15 protein-coding genes are annotated in these 19,781 nt (G+C 64.0%); 7 read left to right on the forward strand and 8 right to left on the reverse strand.

Translation table 11 applies throughout. The features are described from left to right. Positions 1-26 precede the first annotated feature (26 nt). The 3 genes from tsaE to ahcY form a co-directional block, all read right to left on the reverse strand. Positions 27-1,460, reverse strand: a complete 1,434-nt coding sequence (tsaE, locus tag ABGM93_RS12560) for a tRNA (adenosine(37)-N6)-threonylcarbamoyltransferase complex ATPase subunit type 1 TsaE (RefSeq protein WP_321505871.1) — start codon at positions 1,458-1,460, stop codon at positions 27-29. 164 nt (positions 1,461-1,624) lie between these two features. Continuing rightward, positions 1,625-4,276, reverse strand: coding sequence for an ATP-binding protein (locus ABGM93_RS12565; protein WP_321499925.1), 2,652 nt, complete (start codon positions 4,274-4,276; stop codon positions 1,625-1,627). Between the two features lie 275 nt (positions 4,277-4,551). Continuing rightward, positions 4,552-5,946 (reverse strand): adenosylhomocysteinase, encoded by a 1,395-nt coding sequence (ahcY, locus tag ABGM93_RS12570; protein ID WP_321499927.1) that lies wholly within the window; start codon positions 5,944-5,946, stop codon positions 4,552-4,554. A 320-nt stretch (positions 5,947-6,266) separates the two neighbouring features. Between ahcY and ABGM93_RS12575 the strand changes: the two genes are divergently transcribed. Further along, positions 6,267-7,946, forward strand: coding sequence for a tetratricopeptide repeat protein (locus tag ABGM93_RS12575; protein WP_321499929.1), 1,680 nt, complete (start codon positions 6,267-6,269; stop codon positions 7,944-7,946). A gap of 10 nt (positions 7,947-7,956) precedes the next feature. Here ABGM93_RS12575 and ABGM93_RS12580 read toward each other — a convergent pair whose 3' ends face one another. From ABGM93_RS12580 to ABGM93_RS12600, 5 genes are all read right to left on the reverse strand, one after another. Further along, complete coding sequence (locus ABGM93_RS12580; RefSeq protein WP_319772982.1) at positions 7,957-8,238, reverse strand: HPr family phosphocarrier protein; 282 nt, start codon at positions 8,236-8,238, stop codon at positions 7,957-7,959. Positions 8,239-8,293: 55 nt separating this feature from the next. Next, positions 8,294-8,695: a PTS sugar transporter subunit IIA gene (locus ABGM93_RS12585; RefSeq protein WP_321499931.1), complete on the reverse strand. Its 402-nt coding sequence runs from the start codon at positions 8,693-8,695 to the stop codon at positions 8,294-8,296. 317 nt (positions 8,696-9,012) lie between these two features. Further along, positions 9,013-9,552 (reverse strand): serine/threonine protein kinase, encoded by a 540-nt coding sequence (locus ABGM93_RS12590; RefSeq protein ID WP_321334967.1) that lies wholly within the window; start codon positions 9,550-9,552, stop codon positions 9,013-9,015. A 96-nt stretch (positions 9,553-9,648) separates the two neighbouring features. After that, positions 9,649-11,352: a stimulus-sensing domain-containing protein gene (locus tag ABGM93_RS12595; RefSeq protein ID WP_321499934.1), complete on the reverse strand. Its 1,704-nt coding sequence runs from the start codon at positions 11,350-11,352 to the stop codon at positions 9,649-9,651. 220 nt (positions 11,353-11,572) lie between these two features. Continuing rightward, positions 11,573-12,268 carry a response regulator transcription factor gene (locus ABGM93_RS12600; protein ID WP_319772460.1) on the reverse strand — a complete coding sequence of 232 codons (696 nt, stop codon included), beginning with the start codon at positions 12,266-12,268 and terminating at the stop codon, positions 11,573-11,575. 944 nt (positions 12,269-13,212) lie between these two features. Here ABGM93_RS12600 and ABGM93_RS12605 point away from each other — a divergent pair. From ABGM93_RS12605 to ABGM93_RS12630, 6 genes are all read left to right on the forward strand, one after another. Then, positions 13,213-14,829, forward strand: a complete 1,617-nt coding sequence (locus ABGM93_RS12605; protein WP_321499936.1) for a phosphoenolpyruvate carboxykinase — start codon at positions 13,213-13,215, stop codon at positions 14,827-14,829. Between the two features lie 138 nt (positions 14,830-14,967). After that, positions 14,968-15,984: a hypothetical protein gene (locus tag ABGM93_RS12610; RefSeq protein ID WP_321499939.1), complete on the forward strand. Its 1,017-nt coding sequence runs from the start codon at positions 14,968-14,970 to the stop codon at positions 15,982-15,984. A gap of 111 nt (positions 15,985-16,095) precedes the next feature. Beyond that, positions 16,096-16,467, forward strand: coding sequence for an XdhC family protein (locus ABGM93_RS12615; protein ID WP_321499941.1), 372 nt, complete (start codon positions 16,096-16,098; stop codon positions 16,465-16,467). After that, positions 16,467-17,189, forward strand: a complete 723-nt coding sequence (locus ABGM93_RS12620; protein ID WP_321505873.1) for an XdhC family protein — start codon at positions 16,467-16,469, stop codon at positions 17,187-17,189. The genes ABGM93_RS12615 and ABGM93_RS12620 overlap by 1 nt, the downstream gene beginning before the upstream one ends. Next, positions 17,186-18,829 carry a molybdopterin-binding/glycosyltransferase family 2 protein gene (locus ABGM93_RS12625; protein WP_321499943.1) on the forward strand — a complete coding sequence of 548 codons (1,644 nt, stop codon included), beginning with the start codon at positions 17,186-17,188 and terminating at the stop codon, positions 18,827-18,829. The genes ABGM93_RS12620 and ABGM93_RS12625 overlap by 4 nt, the downstream gene beginning before the upstream one ends. A 718-nt stretch (positions 18,830-19,547) precedes the next feature. After that, positions 19,548-19,757: a hypothetical protein gene (locus ABGM93_RS12630; protein WP_319772454.1), complete on the forward strand. Its 210-nt coding sequence runs from the start codon at positions 19,548-19,550 to the stop codon at positions 19,755-19,757. Positions 19,758-19,781: the final 24 nt, after the last annotated feature.

The raw sequence follows: 19,781 nt of genomic DNA on the forward strand, positions 1-19,781 counted from the left end.
TAGGCACTCGGGATCGGGAAGCTTCTCTACTTTGGCGCGAACCGGTCGTACCAGAGCTTTATGTCAGCCAATGCAGGATGGGACAAAGATCTTTCCAGATAGGCAAAAAGCCGCGGCATGTGCGCCAGATAGCCCGGCTTGCCGTCCCGCCGGGCGAGACGGGTGAAGATGCCGATGATCTTGGTGGCGCGATGGGCTGAAAGGATGGCGTAGTCACGCCGCAAGGCATCCGCATCGAAAGACGCGTCGCGTTCCTCTCTCAAAGCCACATAAGAGGCCACAAGCGCCTCTTCCAGCGCCTCCGGCACCGTGACGCGGGCATCCTGGGCCAGAGACGCCAGGTCATAGGCCTCCGGTCCGATGACGGTGTCCTGAAAATCGATCAGGCCGAGCCGGTCATTGCCGATGCGGTCTTCCCGCCAGATGAGGTTCGGCGAATGGTAATCGCGCAAGCACCATGTTCTGGGCGAGCCTTCCATCAGGTCGATCAGCCGGTTCCAGCCATCGCGAAAAGCGGCCGCCGCCTCCGCGCTTGCCGGAGCGCCGGTCACATCGGGGACATACCAGTCGAGATAAAGCTCCGCCTCGATCATCAAGGCATCGCGGTCATAGGCGGGCACGTGATGGACGCCCCCGTCCTCAAGCGCCACCTCCCGAGGCCAGTCACAAGCATGAAGATCGGCCAAAAGCGCAGCGGCAGCCTGATAACGCTCGCCAATCGGTGCGCCGTCGGCAACGACCGCGCCGCGCCCAAGATCCTCGATCAGCAGAAAGCCCGCCCCGCAATCGGCGGCATAAATCTCAGGCGCAGCAAAGCCCCTTTCGCGCAGAGCCTTGTCGATGGCGACGAAGGGGCGGACATCCTCCGCCAACCGCGCGATGCGGCTATAGGGCTTTCCATCGCGCACCGGCGGGCCATCGGGGCGAGCGGGCGCGTTCATCGCGATTGCGTGGCGCTCGCCGACGCGCACGGTCTCATAACGGCGCGCGGAGGCATCCCCCTGCAGGAACCGGCGGGCCGCCCCCTGCCATCCGGCCTCATCGAGAAACCGGTGAAGCGCGAAACTGCGTGACAGCCGCTCGGCCCAGTCGCCCTCGCCGACATAGAACGTTGCGACGCGCGCCTCGCCCGCATCCGTTGCCTCAAGCGTCATCCAGAGACTATCGGCGGGAAGAGCGGCTTCGGCGCGTTCCGGCCATTCAATGAGGGCAGCGCCCTCACCCAACATTTCATCGAGCCCCAGTTCGTCGATCTCGTCTGGATCTTCCATGCGGTAGAGATCGAGATGGGCGACGGGAAAGCGCTTGAAATCATAAGGCTGGACAAGCGTGAAGGTCGGGCTCGGCACTTCGAGCGCCGGATCGTCGGCCAGCGCCCTGAGAAGCGCGCGCGAAAGCGTCGTCTTGCCCGCGCCCAGATCTCCCTGCAACGCCACGGCATCGCCGGGGCGCAGGACCATGGCGATGTCCTCGGCAAGGCGGAGCGTCGCCCTTTCGTCGGCAAGCTCGATGCGCAAGGGGGCCGGTGCGGATGGTGAGTTGGACACGGTCGGCGCTTTTCGTGAGGTTGACGGGTTTGCGGCTTATAGCGCGCGCGTCACCACCTCGTGAAGGGGACCTCCGCCTATTCGGCGGCATCCCTTTCGCGGGCCTTCGGTTTTTGCGGAAACTTGGCGACGACGGTCGTGCCGATATTCATTTCCGACTGGATCTCCACCGCTCCGCCATGCAGCTCCACGAAGCTGCGCACGATGGCGAGACCAAGCCCCGCTCCGCGGCGACGCGCGCCGGAGGTGTGGCCGACAAAGCGGGAGAACACGCTGTCGATATTCTCCTTGGCGATGCCGCAGCCGTGGTCGCGCACCACAAAACGGATCTCGTCGCCGGCCCGTGTGCAGGCCATTTCCACGACGCCACCCTCATCAGAGTAACGGATGGCGTTGGAGATGAGATTGTAGAGCACCTGGCGCAGACGCCGCTCGTCAGCAACAAAGGAGCCCATGTCTTCGGGCACATCGACACGCAAATCGATGCGGGCTTCCGCCAGCCGATCCTTCACGCCCTCGATCGCGCCCTTCACGGCATCGGAGATCACGACCTCGCCGAGGTCGAGCTCCATGATGCCCGCATCGATGGTCGCAAGATCCAGAATGTCGTTGATGATCGCCAGCAATGCCGAGGAAGAAGACATGATGTAGTCGGTGTATTCCGACTGCTTCTCCGTCAATGTACCGAACTTGGGATCGGAGAGAAGCTGGGCAAAGCCGATGATGTTGGTCAGCGGCGAGCGCAACTCGTAGGAGACGTGCTGGACAAAGGTGTTCTTCAGCTGGTCCGCTTCACGCAGCGCCTCGTTCTTGTCCATCAGCGCGCGTTCGACATTGACCGAATCCGTCACGTTGACGAAGCCGACCAGCGTCCCGCCATCGGGAAGCGGCACGGTGGTGTAGTCGAGCACATTGCCGTCGGGACGCTGCATGCGGCCGGAGGCGCGGGCGCGGTTGTCCGCCAGACCGGTGATGGTGGTGGTCAGGCTCTTCCAAGCGCCGGGATCGGGGAACAGACGGGCGCAGGTGCCGAACACGGTGGAGACGTGCGGGCTCTCCTCCAGATATTCGCGATCCAGCTGCCAGAAGGAGGCGAAAGCCGGGTTCCACAACCGCAGGCGGCCATCGGATCCGAACACGGCCACGGCCTCGGTGAGGTGGTCCAGCGTCTCGCCCTGTACGCGGATCAACGCGTTGTAGCGGCTTTCAAGCTCGATACGCTCGGTGACGTTTTCATAGATATACGTCACGCCGCCCTTGGCGTGCGGATTGGCGATGACGCGCAGCGTCTGGCCATCGGGCAGGTGCCACCAAACCTCGCGCGGCTCCAGCGACTGATAGCTCTCCAAGTGCTTCTTCTGCCACTGGCGGTAGTCGGCCTGCTCTGGAAGCTTGCGGGCGGCGCGCATGGCATCGAGCACCGCGCCGTCGTCCGGACCGCCCTCAAGGAAGGCCGGGTCGAGACCGAAGAGGGTCTGGAAGGCGGCATTGTGGAATTGCAGACGACGATCCGCGCCGAAAATGGCGACGGCGGTGGCAAGCTGGTCGAGCGTGCGGGCGTGGAATTCCACGGTGCGCTTCAGCTCGGCGCGCATCTGCTCCAGTTCGGAGGTGTCGAGCGCGATGCCGGCGCTGCCGGAGGAACGGGTCACGTCGATGACGTCGAAGACGTGACGGCGACCGGCTGCGACCACGGGCAGGCGCGCCTTGAAGCGCCCGTCATCGTCGCGGCCCTCGCTCATGGCGCGACGGCCGGCGGTGTCGAGCAGCTCGATATCGCCGTTCACCGCCTCGTCGGCGCCAGACTCAACCGCAGCCGCATAGGCGCGGTTCACCCAGCTGATGCGGCCTTCGGAATCGCGCAGCCAGACGGGACCATCGAGCGAGTCGAGAAGCGCCTTCAAGGTGGTCATGTCGGAGTTGAGGCGCGCATGGTCGTGCGCAAGATCGGCATGGCGGGCGCGCTCACCGGTCAGATCGCGCAGACGCAGGATCGCCCAGCCTCCGGCCGTGCGGCCCGAAGCCTCAATGAAGCCGCCCTGACGCGCCTGAAGGGTGAGCGAGAAAGGCGCACCTTCATCGCGCAAACGGGCGATCCGCGCATCAAGCCGCGCGGCGCTGTCGGGATGGAGCCAGGTCCCCAGCGCCAGAAGCTGGGCCGCGTTGCGCGGGGCGCCGCTGGCGCTATCGAGCCCACCCAGAACGATAGGGTCGGCTTCGCTGGACGGCCAGATCACAAGGCGCTGGTCGTCCGTATCGAGGACGCCTTCAAGGCGATCAAGCCGCAGCTTGAGATTTCCGTTCTCCTCGGTCAGCCGCGCGGCCAGAGCCTGGGCGCGACGACGGTTGCGCACCATTCCCACGGAGCTCGCCACGCCAAAGGCGATCGTGCCGACAAAGGCGGCGAAGGCGATGACTTCCAGCGAATTGAGAGGGCCGTCAAACGCGGAAAGGCCCGGAATGGCGGCCTCAGCGGAGGAACTGGAAAAACCTAGGACGGGGAGCGAGAGGGCCAGCGCCGTGCTCGCCATCAGGGCAGAGGCGACAGAGCGGCGAAGCATGCGGAGCGGACGGTTGCGATTGGCGCAGGAGAAGCCCCCGGTCCCGGCGGCGGTCATGCGTGTGCTGCCCGGCGCAACGCCCGTAGCGTCGCTTTCCGACAGTTCGCATGGAATCCACCCGTGCCGTGTCGCGCCGCTGCGCGCACGGGAATTGCCGAAATCCGGCATCTAGACCGTCCCCTCCGCCGCTGGAGGCGTGATTGAAACCCCGATATTCCCTCGCACTTCGCGTTGCACGAAGGCGATTCGCAACACCATAACGCGTTTGGGAATCTGGCAGAAGAGTACCAACCCCTAAAACAAAAAGCGGAGCGCGCCTATGACGCACTCCGCGAGTCAACACTAGGGTTTGACTCAAATTGCACCAGTGGAAAACCCGGTGGAAAGTCGACGGCGGGGCAATCGCGTTGCGAGACCCCGCCTGTACCGGGCGCGTTTGGCGCTCAGTACTTGTAGTGTTCGCTCTTGAACGGACCGGTTTTCTCGATCCCCAGATAGCTGGCCTGATCGTCGGACAGCACCGTGAGCTTGGCGCCCAACTTGTCGAGATGCAGACGCGCAACCTTCTCGTCGAGATGCTTGGGCAGCACATAGACCTCGTTCTTGTACTGCTCGCCCTTGGTGAAGAGCTCGATCTGCGCCAGAACCTGGTTGGTGAAGGACGCCGACATCACGTAGCTCGGATGGCCGGTGGCGTTGCCGAGGTTCACGAGACGCCCTTCGGAGAGAAGGATCATGCGCTTGCCTTCCGGGAACTCGATGAGATCCACCTGGGGCTTCACGTTGGTCCACTTGTAGTTCTTCAGGGCCGCGACCTGGATCTCATTATCGAAGTGGCCGATGTTGCACACGATCGCCATGTCCTTCATGGCGCGCATGTGGTCGATCGTGATGATGTCCTTGTTGCCCGTCGCGGTAACGAAGATGTCGGCGGTCGGAGCGACCTCGTCCAGCGTCTTCACGTCGTAGCCGTCCATGGCCGCCTGAAGGGCGCAGATCGGATCGATCTCGGTGACGACAACGCGCGCACCCGCGCCCGAAAGGCTCTGCGCGGAGCCCTTGCCCACATCGCCATAGCCGCACACGACGGCGACCTTGCCGGCCATCATCACGTCGGTGCCGCGGCGGATGCCGTCCACCAGCGATTCACGGCAGCCATAACGGTTGTCGAACTTCGACTTGGTCACGCTGTCATTGACGTTGATCGCCGGGAAGGGCAGCTCGCCGCGCTGCTGCATCTGGTAAAGACGCATCACGCCCGTGGTGGTCTCCTCGGAGACGCCCTGGATGCTGTCGCGGATCGTGGAGTACCAGCCCGGGTTCTTGGCCAGACGCTTGCGGATGGTCGCAAACAGCGCCTCTTCTTCCTCGTTGGAGGGGTTGTCGAGGACGCTCGGGTCCGTCTCGGCCTTGGCGCCAAGCAGGATCAGCATGGTGGCGTCGCCGCCATCATCGAGGATCATGTTGCAGGGCTCGCCTTCGAATTCGAAGATCTTGTCGGCGTATTCCCAATATTCTTCCAGCGTCTCGCCCTTCACGGCGAAAACCGGCACGCCCGTCTTGGCGATGGCGGCTGCGGCCTGATCCTGCGTGGAGAAGATGTTGCACGACGCCCAGCGCACGTCCGCGCCCAGCGCCACAAGCGTCTCGATGAGAACCGCCGTCTGGATCGTCATGTGGAGCGAACCGGCGATGCGCGCGCCCTTGAGCGGCTGCGAAGGCCCGAATTCCTCACGCGCGGCCATCAGGCCCGGCATTTCGGTCTCGGCAATATCGATTTCGGTGCGGCCCCAATCGGCAAGGGCGATGTCTTTGACGATGTAATTCGTGGCGGTCATGAGAATCCCTGTGGTTCAGCTAACCTGATGAAGTGCGCGGCGACGACTGCGCGCTCGCGGCGCAAGGCGACCGGAAGCCGGTCGAAACGATCGCCGCGTTATAACGCCGATAGGGAAATGCGGCAATAAGGATATAAAGATTTCTTTATATTGTTTGCAGGAGGTTAATCCGGCCCCACCTCCCCAGCGCCCGTCACCGAAGGCGCGCCCGGCCATTGCCCACATGTCCGATCGCAATTGGCAAAGCGGCTGTCATGCGGCTAGTCTGACGCTGCGTAATCCCCTTTTGCAGAAAGCGCGAGCCATTACGGGAGCGGGTGGTGTCGGCGATCCAGGATTTTCTGACCTTCATCAAGGACAACAAGGATCCGCTTGGGATGCTGGGCGGCGCGGCGGTCACTCTCGCCGGCGCGGGATGGGCCCTGTTCACCTATTTCCGCTCCAACACTGCGGGCAAGGCGGACAAGCAGGCTCGCGCGGCGGCCTCCCCCGCTGCGGGCGGGATCGTCATTTCGGGCAATAACAACCAACTGGTTGGCGGCGACGGGTTCGTCGTTGTCGGAGATCTGACCCTTGCGCCCAAAGCAGAGGAGCTCCGGGCTGCGCTCAACCAACTCATCGAGGCGCATTCCCAGAAAGGCCACGAGGACGGAGCCAGAGAGGCGGAACTGGCCCTTGCAAACGAAAAGCTCGCCCATCTCGATGCAGCCCGGTCCGATTTGCAGGGCAGGCTCGACAAGGCCATGCAGGCGCTGGCGTCACGCGACGCGCAAGCCGCAGAGGCGACACGCAACCGCAACACGATCAGCGCCGCGGAGACGGCCCTGGAAGATCAGATCAGGCGTGGCGACACCGAACAGGCCGCGGAAGCGGCTCTTCGCCTTGGAGAATTGCGCGAGGCCACCGCCCGGCTCGGCGAGGCACTGACGGCCTATAATCTCGGGCTGGCCCACGCCCCCATGTCGACCACGCTGCGAGAACACGCAGCAAAGCTGGCCAGGCGGATCGGCGACTATGAGCAGACAGAACTCCACCTGAAAGCGCTGGTGCGGATGGCGCGCACGGATGCGGAGGCCCTTGCAGGGCTGGGCGACAAAGGTTTTGACGTGGATCTCATCCGAAATTTCTCACTTGGACTGGCCCTGGAAAAGCTCGGCGATTTCTATGTCTTCATGGGCAGACGGGATGAGGCGGTCGCCGCCTATCGCGAGATCCTGTCCTTTGTGGAGACAGATGAGGAACGCGCCAACCCAGGCGCGACAGCCGCCCCGCGCGTCGCGGCTCTGCGCGCCAAGATTGCGACCGCAGAAAATACCGGCCCGCAAGCGCCGAGCGGGCCCGATGACGGCGAACTGGATGCCTTGCGCAGGGAGCTCGCCGCTGAGGCGGATGCCGGCAGGACGGAATCGTTGCGCTGGGCGTCGGCAGCCAACAACCTGGCGGAGGCGCTGCGCACCCGCGGGCGGCTTGACGAAGCTGCCCCGCTTTACGAGCAGGCCCGCAAGGTTTTCGACCGCGACTGCGCGCCGGGGGCGGAAGAGCCGACGATCATCCGAATCAATCAATCGGCCCTGTTGGTCCAGAAGGGAGACTGCAATGGCGCAGAAGCCTTGCTGGAAGAGGCCTTCGCCCGTCTTGGAGACACGCATCCATTGCCGATCACGGTGCTCTTCAATACCGGCGAATCGTGCCTGAAAATCGGAGCGCCCGCGCATGCCATGAGGTTCTTTCGCAAGGCCATCGCCAGAGCACAGGCGCTTCACAAGCCGGGGGACGCGATCCTGCCGAAACTGTGGGCGGCTCTGGCGGAAGCCGCGCGCCATGCAGGTGACGAAAGCGCCCGGCGCGAGGCACAGGACAAGGTCCGGCAGTTCCTATCAACCGAGCATTTCGATGAAGACGCGGCCGCGGAATTGCGCCGTCTCGACGATCAGAACTGCGTTGCCATCATGCGGGACCTGCTTGCGGCGACGGCAAAGGACAGACCGGCGGAAAACTGAACAGCCGGGGTCAATCCGCTTCGCCGAACCCCTGCTCCACCAGATCGACGATGGCCGCCATCGCCTCTGCCGATTCACGGCCGGCTGTCTCCACGTGGATGGAACTGCCCGTGGAAGCAGCCAGCATCATCAGGCCCATGATCGAGTTGCCGCCGACGGTCTGACCGTCACGCGAGACCTCGACCCGCGCATCGAACTGTTCGACCAGCTTGACCAGCTTCGCGGATGCCCGTGCGTGCAGGCCACGCCGGTTGACGATGGTCAGATCGCGTACATGCTCGGGGGTTTCGATACGCTCGTGCCGAAGGCCGTCTTCGATATCCGCTTCATCGCTCACGCGCATATCCTCACTGCCCCGACAAGACCTGACTTGCGACGGAAATGTACTTCCGTCCAGCCTTGCGGGCCTGCTCGACCGCGTCATCGAGCGAGCTGTCGCTGCGAACGCTGGCCAGCTTGATCAGCATGGGCAGGTTGACGCCGGCGACCACTTCCACGTTGTTGCCGTCCATGACGGAGATGGCGAGATTCGACGGGGTGCCGCCGAACATATCGGTCAGGAGCACGACACCGGCCCCCTCATTGACCCGCTCAACGGCGGCGAGGATGTCCTGACGCCGCTGCTCCATGTCATCGTCGGGACCGATGGAGATGGTGGCGACCCGCTCTTGCGGACCGACGACATGCTCCAGCGCCGACTTGAATTCCTCTGCCAGTCGCCCATGCGTGACGAGGACGAGACCTATCATTGCTGACCCGCTACCATACGTGTTGCCCGCCCCGGCCTCATGCCGAAAACGGACCTGTTGTCGACAGGCCTGTCCGCGCGGAAAAAACGGAGCGCCGCATCGGGACGCCAACCGTTCTCGAACCGCCCCGGAAGGGTCGGCCGTCCCGCCACGAAACCGGTCCTGCCGGTTCTTGGGAACGCTCATCTTGGCGAGGCTTCGCCGCAGTGCAAGAAAAATCGCCAGATCGGCGACTAAAATTCATGCGAGCGCACGCGTTAGGTGGCAATGACATTGAAAAATCCGCGCATTACCCGCGTTACCGAGGTCTGCCCCGCTCAATTGCCGGGCATCGTGCCGCTGTCTGCGATCTGTGGCGCGACGCTGCTTTCGCCTTTCATCGAGACCGGCTTGCGCATGAGCTCCTGGAGGGCGGCGAGCGTCAGAGCCTTGGCATGGGAAATGTCGCTTTCCGGGGCAGGCTGGCGTGGCAGGGTCACGCCGTCGATCTCGATACTGAGAGCCGCCTGTTCCGGCATGCGGGCGATCACACGGGCCGGCACGAGGTCCACCACGAGGCCGACAACGGCCGCCGGCAGATAGGGCAGCGAGCGGATGCCGTGGCCGCGCTGCTCGATCAGGCCCGCTATGGTGGCGGGCACGCGGGCAACGAGCCGGCCGCCGGCCACACACAGGCTCACCCGGTCATCGCCGACCAGCGCGGCATGGAGCCCAGCATCCTGCGCGTGTTCGACCAACGCCAGCGCCAGCGCCGACTTGCCCGCCCCTGACGGCCCGCGGATCAAGACCCCACACGTGCCGATAACGACACAGGTCGCATGAATGGCAGGCGAGAAACGCATGATGGCAAGCCCCATCTATCCGAATACGCGGTTCAGCTTTCCAATCCGGGGTTCCGGTCGCCGGCAAGCCGCACGATCAGAGGTGGGCTGGTGGCGGATTTTGCGAGCGGCTCACGCCGCGCGCACGGCAGGAAGACGAACGGTGAAGCGAGCGCCCAGAATACGCTCGACGCCATCCTCGTCCTGTTTCACCCGGTTGTCGGCATGGATTGTACCACGATGCGCTTCGACGATCTGGCGCGAAATCGACAGGCCGAGGCCGGAATTGTTGCCGAACTCCTCACCCTCGGGACGATCGGTGTAGAACCGCTCGAAAATCCGCTCCGCCACGTCGGGACGAATGCCGGGACCTTCATCGTCCACGGTCACGATGATCTCGTGGCCCTCGCGCCGCGCCGTCACAGCCACCGTGCCATTGGCAGGCGAGAAGGAGCGGGCATTGTCCAGGAGGTTATGGAAGACCTGCCCAAGCCGCGACCCGTTCCCATTGAGCCTGAAGGCATTGGGATCGCGCGATTTCTCAAGCTTCAGCGTGACATCGGGCTGGCCTTCGCGGCGGACCTCCTGCGCCACATGCACAAGCCCTTCCAGCAATTCGGCCAGATCGAGCTGCTCGGTGTTGGAGCGCGCAAGCTCCGCATCGAGCCGTGAAGCGTCGGAGATATCGGAGATCAGCCGGTCGAGGCGTCGCACGTCATGGAGAATCACGTGAAGCAGACGCCCACGCGATTCCTCGTTGCGCGCCAGAGGCAACGTCTCCACCGCGCTTCTGAGCGAGGTGAGCGGGTTTTTCAGTTCGTGCGCCACGTCCGCGGCGAACCGTTCAATGGCGTCGATACGGTTGTAGAGAGCGTTGGTCATATCCCGTAGGTTGCGCGCCAGATTGCCAATCTCATCCTGACGCCCCTCGAATTCCGGGATTTCCTGACGTGAATCGACACCGCGGCGCACCTGTTCCGCCGCCGCCGCCAGCCGCCTGACAGGCCCGGCGATCGTGCCCGCCACCATCACCGCAAGGACCGTGGTCACGACCGCAGCCACCAGAAAGACGCGCAGGATCGCCCATCGCTCCGCCGCCACGATGTCATCGATGTCACCACCCTGCGTGGACAGAAGCAACGCCCCCAGAACCGCGCGGAAGCGCTGAACGGGCACGGCGACCGAGACAATCATCTCGCCCTTTTCGGAGACCCGCACGATGGAGGCGGGCGAGCCGCCGAGCGAGGCCACCACCTCCGGATACTTCTTGCCGCTGCCGCCCCCGGCTTCCTCGTAAAGCGGCAGGTCGCCGCGCCGCAGCCACAGCTTGACCTTCTGCCAGAGGTTTTCCATCCAGCCGGCGGTGTCTTCCTTGCCGGTGGGCAGGTCGAAACGCAGGATCTGGCCGCGCGCATAGAGATGGCGGCTGTCGAGGATGAGCGTGCCGTCGGGATCGTAGATGCGGGCGCGCGTCTTGGTGGGCGAGATCAGGCGTCGCAAGACGGGCGCGACACGTTCGGGATTGATCGGGAAATCGAGCGCGCGCGACTGCTCGTCGCTGGGCGAGATGCTCTGACCGGCTTGAAGCTCCAACAGCTTTTCCGGATCGATCGTGATCGCATCGGTATCGACCGTCGCCGACGCCGCGATCGCGCCTGCAATGATCTGGCCCTGAATGAGCAGGCTCTGGACACGGGCGTCGATCAGCCCGGCGCGGAACTGGTTGAGATAGAGAATGCCGGAAGCCAGCGCCAGCAGGGCCACCAGGTTGAGGACAACGATGCGGCGCGTCAGGCTGGAGAAGATATAGGTGCCGAGCAGGGAATTCGCGCGCATGCGAAAAAGCCGCCGGGTTCCCCGTCGCTCCCCGCGGCGCTTGCCACCCGCATTCGTGGCTTCCCTGCGCGTGTCGATGATCTTCACTCCGGCATGCGAATCTTCGCGCGAACCCTCAGGCGACCCGCGTCTTCCAGGAACATGACGCAACAGGCCCCCCGCCCCTCAGGTCGGTTTTGCCGCCCCGAGACGGGTCAAGTCAATTGCCAGCAACGGCCCGCTACTCGCGGAAGCGGTACCCGACGCCATAGAGGGTTTCGATCATGTCGAATTCCTTGTCCACCACCTTGAACTTCTTGCGAAGTCGCTTGATGTGGCTGTCGATGGTGCGATCGTCGACATAGACCTGATCGTCATAGGCCGCATCCATCAGGGCGTTGCGGCTCTTCACGACACCGGGACGCTGGGCGAGCGAATAGAGGATGAGGAATTCCGTCACGGTGAGCGTCACCGGTTGCCCCTGCCAGGTGCAGGTATGGCGCTCCTGATCCATCACCAGCTGGCCACGTTCCAGCGTGCGCGCGTCCTCGCCCTTGGGAGCGGCGGCATCGCGCGGCTGGGCCCGGCGCAGGACGGAACGCACACGCTCGACCAGCAGGCGCTGGGAGAAGGGTTTGCGGATGAAATCGTCGGCCCCCATCTTCAGGCCGAACAGCTCATCGATCTCGTCGTCCTTGGAGGTGAGGAAGATCACTGGCATGTCGGTGCGCTGACGCAGGCGGCGCAGCAGTTCCATGCCGTCCATGCGGGGCATCTTGATATCGAGGATGGCGAGATCGACCGGATCCGACATCAGTCCATCGAGCGCCGATGCGCCGTCAGTGTAGGTCTGGACCCGGTATCCTTCGGATTCCAGCGCAATGGAGACTGACGTGAGAATGTTGCGGTCGTCGTCCACAAGAGCGATCGTGGGCATGAGGCGAGCCTGCTTTCCTGTTCGATCAAGAATACCGTCATCATGTCGCGTTTGGCGACTAAAATGCGAACAAATTAAGGCAAACGCATCAAATGCCTATCATGTTACCGTCGACAATTCAACGCAAACGCCTGTTATCAATAAAGAAATGAACGCCATCGGGTTTTCGCCGCGGCCCAGCCCATCCGCGCCACCGCGAAGCTTGAAAAGCCCCGTCGCGCACAGGGCCGAAGATCGCCGCATCGCGCTGTCGGCCTGAGCGAGCACGTTTAAACCCTTCCCCGGCAGATTGGATCACGGTCGCCCTTCAGCCCGTGGCACCGATCTCGCGATTGCCGATGCCCACGACAGACTGCCCGCGCGGGCCGGGCAAACAGACCGGCCGATGTCCCGTCATCCGCTCGTCATCCACCCGTCATCCGGTAACCGATGCCGCCCGAAAGCGCGCCTCTTCGAGAGATCGCTGCGCGCCGCCTGCAACCAATGAGCCGGCAAACGGGCCCGCTTTCTACGTAAGAATTAGATAATTACAAACTAAATCGATTTAGCTACCTGATTATCCTAACATTCAGCCTTGTTCCCCTGCGGTCGATCCACTAACTTCGCGCGGCTTGCCGCCCCTTTACGGAGAGGCATTGCTTGGGTGAGGATGGAAGGGTTCACCCGCCGTTCCTTGCTCCGTTCGGCGACGCCGGACCAGCTGTGCGCAGGAGCCGACCGTGCCCTGACCTTGCGGCCAGGACCGCATCTGCGCTCACATGTCGAAGGAATACCGGCCGATGGTCGACCGGACGCACGCCATGCGTCCGCAACAATCACGAATAACCGGCGGGAAAGCCGGGAGCATCCGGTCGCGGGGCCGGATCTTGGTCATAGGCGCGTCGGGAGCCGGCAAGAGAAAACAGCCGGGCAGATAAGCGCGATCCAATCAGGGTGTCTTCGAAATGATCGAAACGGGACTTCGCAACGCAGCCAAGGGGCCGGAACTCGTCGGCCTGAGCGAAGCGGCTGCGGTGCACTGGAATCTTCTGGAGCCGAAGCTCTATGAGGAGGCCGTGCGCCGCAATGAGGGCCAGGTGGTCGCAGGTGGCGCTTTTGTCGCCGATACCGGCCAGCACACCGGCCGCTCTCCCAAGGACAAGTTCGTCGTCGAGGACGACGTCACCCGCGATGTCGTGTGGTGGGACAATAACGGGCGCATGGAGCAGGCCAAGTTCGACGTGCTCTATGCGGATTTCCGCGCCCACGCCGCCGACCGGGAGATTTTCGCCCAGGACCTTTACGGCGGGGCCGATCCCGCGCACCGCATCGCCACGCGCGTCTATACCGAATATGCCTGGCACAGCATCTTCATCCGCAACCTGCTGATCCGGCCGGATCGCGAGGAACTCACCTCCTTCGACCCCGAATTCACGATCATCGACCTGCCGAGTTTCCGGGCCGATCCGAAACGTCATGGCTGCCGCTCTGAGACGGTCATTGCCTGCAATTTCAAGCAGAAGCTGATCCTGATCGGCGGCTCGGAATATGCCGGCGAGATGAAGAAGTCGGTCTTCACGATCCTGAACTTCCTCCTGCCGCCCAAGGGCGTCATGCCGATGCACTGTTCCGCCAATGTGGGCGACAAGGGCGATACGGCTGTCTTCTTCGGCCTGTCCGGCACCGGCAAGACGACGCTGTCCGCCGATCCCACGCGCACGCTCATCGGTGATGACGAGCATGGCTGGTCCCCTGAGGGCGTCTTCAACTTCGAAGGTGGGTGCTACGCCAAGACGATCAACCTCTCGCGTGAGGCGGAGCCGGAAATCTACGCCACGACCGAACGCTTCGGCACGATCCTGGAAAACGTGGTGATCGACCCGGAAACCCGGCAGCCGGATTTCGCGAATGGCAGCAAGACGGAAAACACCCGCTGCGCCTATCCGATCCACTACATTCCCAATGCCAGCCTGACGGGCCGCGCGCCGCAGCCGCAGAACATCATCATGCTGACGGCGGACGCCTTCGGCGTGATGCCGCCAATCGCCAAGCTGACCCCCGCACAGGCCATGTACACGTTCCTGTCCGGCTATACCGCCAAGGTGGCCGGGACCGAACGCGGCGTGACCGAGCCGCAGGCGACCTTCTCCACCTGTTTCGGCGCGCCCTTCCTGCCTCGCCACCCGTCCGAATATGGCAACTTGCTGCGCGATCTCATCGCCAAGTATGAAGTCGATTGCTGGCTGGTGAACACGGGGTGGACCGGCGGCGCCTACGGGGTCGGCGCCCGCATGCCGATCAAGGCGACCCGTACGCTGTTGAGCGCCGCGCTCGACGGTTCGCTCAAGAACGCGGAGTTCCGCACCGACGCCAATTTCGGCTTCGAGGTTCCGGTCGAGGTTCCGGGGGTGGACAGCGCCATTCTCGATCCGCGCTCCACTTGGGCCGACAAGGCTGCCTTCGACGTTCAGGCGAGCAAGCTGGTGCGGATGTTCATCGACAACTTCGCTCCCTTCGAGGAACACGTGGACGCTGCGGTGCTCAACGCCGCGCCCGGCGGCCAGCGCGCTGCCGCCGAATGAGCCAAGCGTGAAGGATTGACGACAGCAGGCGCCCGGAGCAATCCGGGCGCCTTATTCTTGGTGTGGTTTCATGAGCTTGCGCGCCTTTCCGGTTGTGGCCTAAGTTCCGGCGTTCTGTCGGCGCGCACGAGTAAGACCATGCGGATCATCATCCATGGGGGGATGCACAAGACGGGCACCTCCACCCTGCAAGCTCTTCTTGGGCAAAACAGGCAGGCGCTCGCCACTGCCGGCATTCACTACCCGGACGCACCGGGCGGCAATCACTGGCAGCTTTTCGGTGACGATGCGGTCCATGAGGGCAAACCGCGCGCAGCTCTGGAAGACGCGCGGGCGCTGGGGGCAGAAACGCTGCTCCTGTCGGGCGAGATCATCTCCGCGAAACCTGCGGAGACGCTGGCAATGATCGTCGATGCGTTTGACGGCGCGCCGATCCGCTTCGTCTTTGCCTTCCGCGATCCCTGCCACTACCTCCCTTCGCGCTGGTCGCAATATTGCCGACGGCGCGACAGTGCGCGCTTCAACGACTATCTTGCCTTCGTCGCAAACCACGACAGTTTCATCGACGGCCACTACGACCGGGTGATCGAACGCGTAGCGCGGCACGGCGAGGTGACCGCTGTTTCCTATGACCGGGCGGTGGAAGAAGACGGCGATGCCGTGCCCGCGCTTCTTCGCGCGCTCGGCGTGGAGGAGATCATTGCGCCTGCCGTTCGAGAGACCCCGATCCGACGGATCAATCGCCGGCAGGACTGGCGGCTGACGGAGATCTCGCGTCTTCTCAACGGCGCTCTTGCGGACCGCCGGGGCTTGCCCCAGGACGAGCTCTTTCCGGCATTTGCCGCGATGCGCCCGGCCCAGACACTGTTCGATCTCCAGGTTGCCCGACTGCCGGTCGCCTTGCGCGATGATTTCTTCGCCGCGCTGGATGAGAAGGCCACTCTGGTCCGGCTCGATGCGCGACATGCGGCGCTAGCGGGCAACGCGGACTTCGCTCAAGGCAGCGCGCAGCTTTTTGCCAATGCTGACGACGGACGGATCTTTTCAGCCTGCTCGCATAGCGAAACGCGCACCACGAACTTCACCTGGCAGAACTTCCAGGCCGCGCATCCGCGGCTCGTCACGACGGCCATCGAACTCCTGACGCAGCCGTGACCTTGCACGAGCCCCCGACAATTGCCGCGTTCTCCCCTTCCTCCCGTAACGTATGTTCCTATATGCTGGATCCCTTCCCAAACGGGACGCGACTGCCGGGAGAACGCCAACATGACCAGCTCCGCCAGCTATCAGAGCGCCAATCATCAGGCGCTTGAAACCGTTCAGGACACGCTCGACGTGCTCTGCGTCGCCGAAGGCTGGCGCAAGGCCGGACGCGACGTCGCGCTCGCCACGGTCATGGAAACCTGGGGCTCGGCACCACGCCCCGTGGGCAGCCATCTCGTCATCGATGGCGAGGGCAATTTCGAGGGTTCGGTTTCCGGTGGATGCGTGGAAGGGGCGGTTGTCGGCGAGGCGCTGGACGTGCTGGAAAGCGGAACGGCGCGCATGCTGGAATTCGGCGTTGCCGACGAGACCGCATGGAAGGTCGGGCTTTCCTGCGGCGGACGGATCCGGGTCTATGTGGAAAAGGTCGCGTGATGGATCTCCCCCTTCTCCAACGGCTCAACCAGGAACGCGCCGCCCGTCGCGGCTGCATCCTGATCACCACGATCGCCAGCGGCGCGCAGCGACTGGTGGAAGAAGACACCGACCTTTCCGCCGACCCGCTGGCTGAGGAACTCAGCACGCGCTTTCGCTCCGGCAAGTCCGGCATGGTGGCGGGCGCGGACGGTGCGCAGGTCTTTCTCAATGTCCACGTGCCCCCGCCGCGGCTCGTGGTCATTGGTGCGGTTCACATCTCGCAGGCGCTTGCGCCCATCGCGAAGATCGCAGGTTTCGACATGGCGGTGATCGATCCGCGCACCGCCTTTGCAAGCCCGGAGCGGTTTCCAGACGTCCCGCTCCATGCAGACTGGCCGGAGGAGATCATTCCGCAGACGGTTCCCCTTGATCGCTACACCGCCCTTGCCGCCGTCACCCATGATCCGAAGATCGACGATTTTCCGTTGATGAAGGCGCTTGCCGCGCGGTGTTTCTATGTCGGGGCGCTGGGCAGCCGCAAGACCCATGCCGCCCGCGTGGCGCGGCTCGCAAAGGCGGGCGTCTCGCAAGCCGACATCGACCGGATCCGCGCGCCGATCGGGCTCAATATCGGGGCCGCGAGCCCGGCGGAAATCGCGATAGCGATCATGGCAGAAGTCATCGACGCCCTGCGCAAGGGCGAGACAACCCCGGCCCCCGTGCACGAGGGTGTGGCGTGATTTTCGCCACACTTGCGCTGGCGGAGTGCGCAGGCGCGGTCCTCGCCCATTCGCTGAAGACACCCTCGCTGAGGTTGCGCAAGGGCACGGAGCTGACGCGCGACCATCTCGACACGCTCGCCAAGGCCGGGGTCACAGAGTTGACGGTCGCTCGGCTGGATGCGGACGACGTGAAAGAGGATCGCGCTGCGGCCCTGATCGCGGAGGCTGTGGCCGGCCCCGGCGTGCAGGTGGAGCGCGCCTTTACGGGGCGCGCAAACATCTTTGCAAACAAGGCAGGTCTGCTCGTCGTGGACCGCGAAGAGATCGACCGGCTCAACCGGATCGATCCGGCGATCACGCTGGCAACCCTTGAGGCCTACGCCCCGGTCGAGGCCGGACGGATGGTCGCGACCGTGAAGATCATTCCCTACGCGGTTGCGGGCGGTCTCGTGGCGAAGGCGTCGGCGCATGGGCCGGACGGCCTGTTGCGGCTTGCGCCCTACAAACCGATGAGGGTTGCGCTGGTTTCAACCCGGCTGCCGTCTCTCAAGGAAAGCACCATCGACAAGACGGTCGCGGTGATGGTGGAGCGGTTGGCCCCCGCCGGTGCGCGCCTGCTTGCCGACCTGCGTATCGCGCATGAAGCGGAGGCTTTGGCCGAAGCACTGCAAAAGGCGCGGGAGGGCGGGGCTGAGCTTGTCATCGTCTTCGGGGCCTCGGCCAATGTGGACCGCGGCGATGTCGTGCCCGATGGCATCGAGAAGGCCGGAGGGCGGGTTGAGCATTTCGGCATGCCGGTCGATCCGGGCAACCTGCTGGTTCTCGGCCATCTCGGCTCCATTCCCGTGATCGGCGCGCCGGGCTGCGCGCGCAGTCCCGCGGAAAACGGCTTCGACTGGGTCTTGCGCCGAACGCTTGCGGGCCTGCCCGTCACCGCCCACGATCTGACCGGGCTCGGCGTCGGCGGGTTGCTGATGGAGATCGTCTCACGCCCGCAGCCGCGTGAAGGCGGGCAGATGGAAGAGGAACGTGGCATGAAGAAAAGCCCGCGCATTGCGGTCCTCATCCTGGCCGCCGGGCGTTCCACCCGCATGGGCGGGCCAAACAAGCTGCTGGCGACCATCGAGGGGGAGCCGCTGGTGCGCATCGCCGCCCGTCATGCGCTGGAGGCTGCCCCCGCAAGCGTCACCGTCGTGACAGGACACATGCAGGACGCGGTGGCGGACGCGCTTTGCGGGCTTGATCTGCGTCTCGTCCACAATGACGACCATGCGCAAGGGCTTTCCACCTCGCTCAGGGCAGGCATTGCAGCCTTGCCGGAAGATACGGATGCGGTTCTCGTCATGCTTGCCGACATGCCGGACATCACGCCGGACATCGTACGCCGTCTCATGGACACCTATGACCCGGCCCATGAAGGACTGATCGTCGTGCCGACGGCGCAAGGCAAGCAGGGCAACCCGGTCCTCTGGTCGAACCGCTTTTTCCCCCAGCTCATGGACATCCGGGGCGATGTCGGCGCCCGGCACCTGATCGGGGCCAATCCGCAGGCGGTGGTGGAAGTGGAGATCGGGGACGCCGCCCGGCTTGATCTCGACACGCCCCAGGCGCTTGCGGCGGCGGGCGGCACGCTCATGACCGGCGGGCACGACACCTGATCGACCGCTCACCCCCGTGCCGTGTTGCGATGAGATGAAAACACGCTCAACGCGCAACCTGAAGTCAGATCCACCTTGCACCCCGTTACCACCAAACGGGTTGAACCAGTCATGACCGTCTGGATGTCAGCAGGCGGACTATACGGTACAGAACTTCCGCGTTGTTACGAACACGCTGCGAGAAAAGGACGAATCCGCGCCTGATTGAGACGGATCGTTCAACAGACGTTTACCCTTGCGTTAGCTGCATGGCATCCATGTGAGTCCTGCAATTGTCTACAGGCAACAGGAACAGTACTGTCGAAGTCGGTGGAACGGATCCAGCATGGCGCTTGGCGTTGGCGCGATCCGATCGATTTGGGCAGGTTTCAAGGGCGCGCATCGTTCGCGCCTTTTTCTTCGCACCCGGCAAAGGCGCGGGCGCAAGATGAAACAGCGGTCGGGACGGGCAGAATTGCCCCGCGACCGAGCCGTTTGCGGTGAAACGGATCCCCAGTCATCGAAGCCCCACCCGGGAAGCGGAGAGCCAGCTGGCCGTCAGCTTCCATTGGACCGGGAACACAGCTTCTTCAGGCCCGCCCCGGAAAGGCCCCAGCGCATCGCGCCGGGGTTCGGGGACACACTGACCCAGCGCAGGCTCCTTTAAAGAGCATTGGCGCCGCAATTCCGATTTATGCCCCCGCGAAAACAGATGCGGGGCAAGCAAGGCAAGAACAACATGAACGATCTTCGACTTCCCCGTACCGGCCAGTGCAAATGGGCCGAGGGCACGGGCGGCAACTACATCTTTCCCTGCAACAACCGCGTCGAGTCGGGCATCTCCTACTGCGCAGAGCATCACGCGCTGGTCTATATCTCGCCGGAAGAGCGCCGCCGTCAGCGCGAGGGCCGCCCGCAGATCGCCGCGCCCGCCCGCTTCGCGGCCTGAGCAGCCTGCCCGACCCCATTGCCC

The organism is Breoghania sp. (assembly GCF_963674635.1).
GTDB lineage: Bacteria > Pseudomonadota > Alphaproteobacteria > Rhizobiales > Stappiaceae > Breoghania.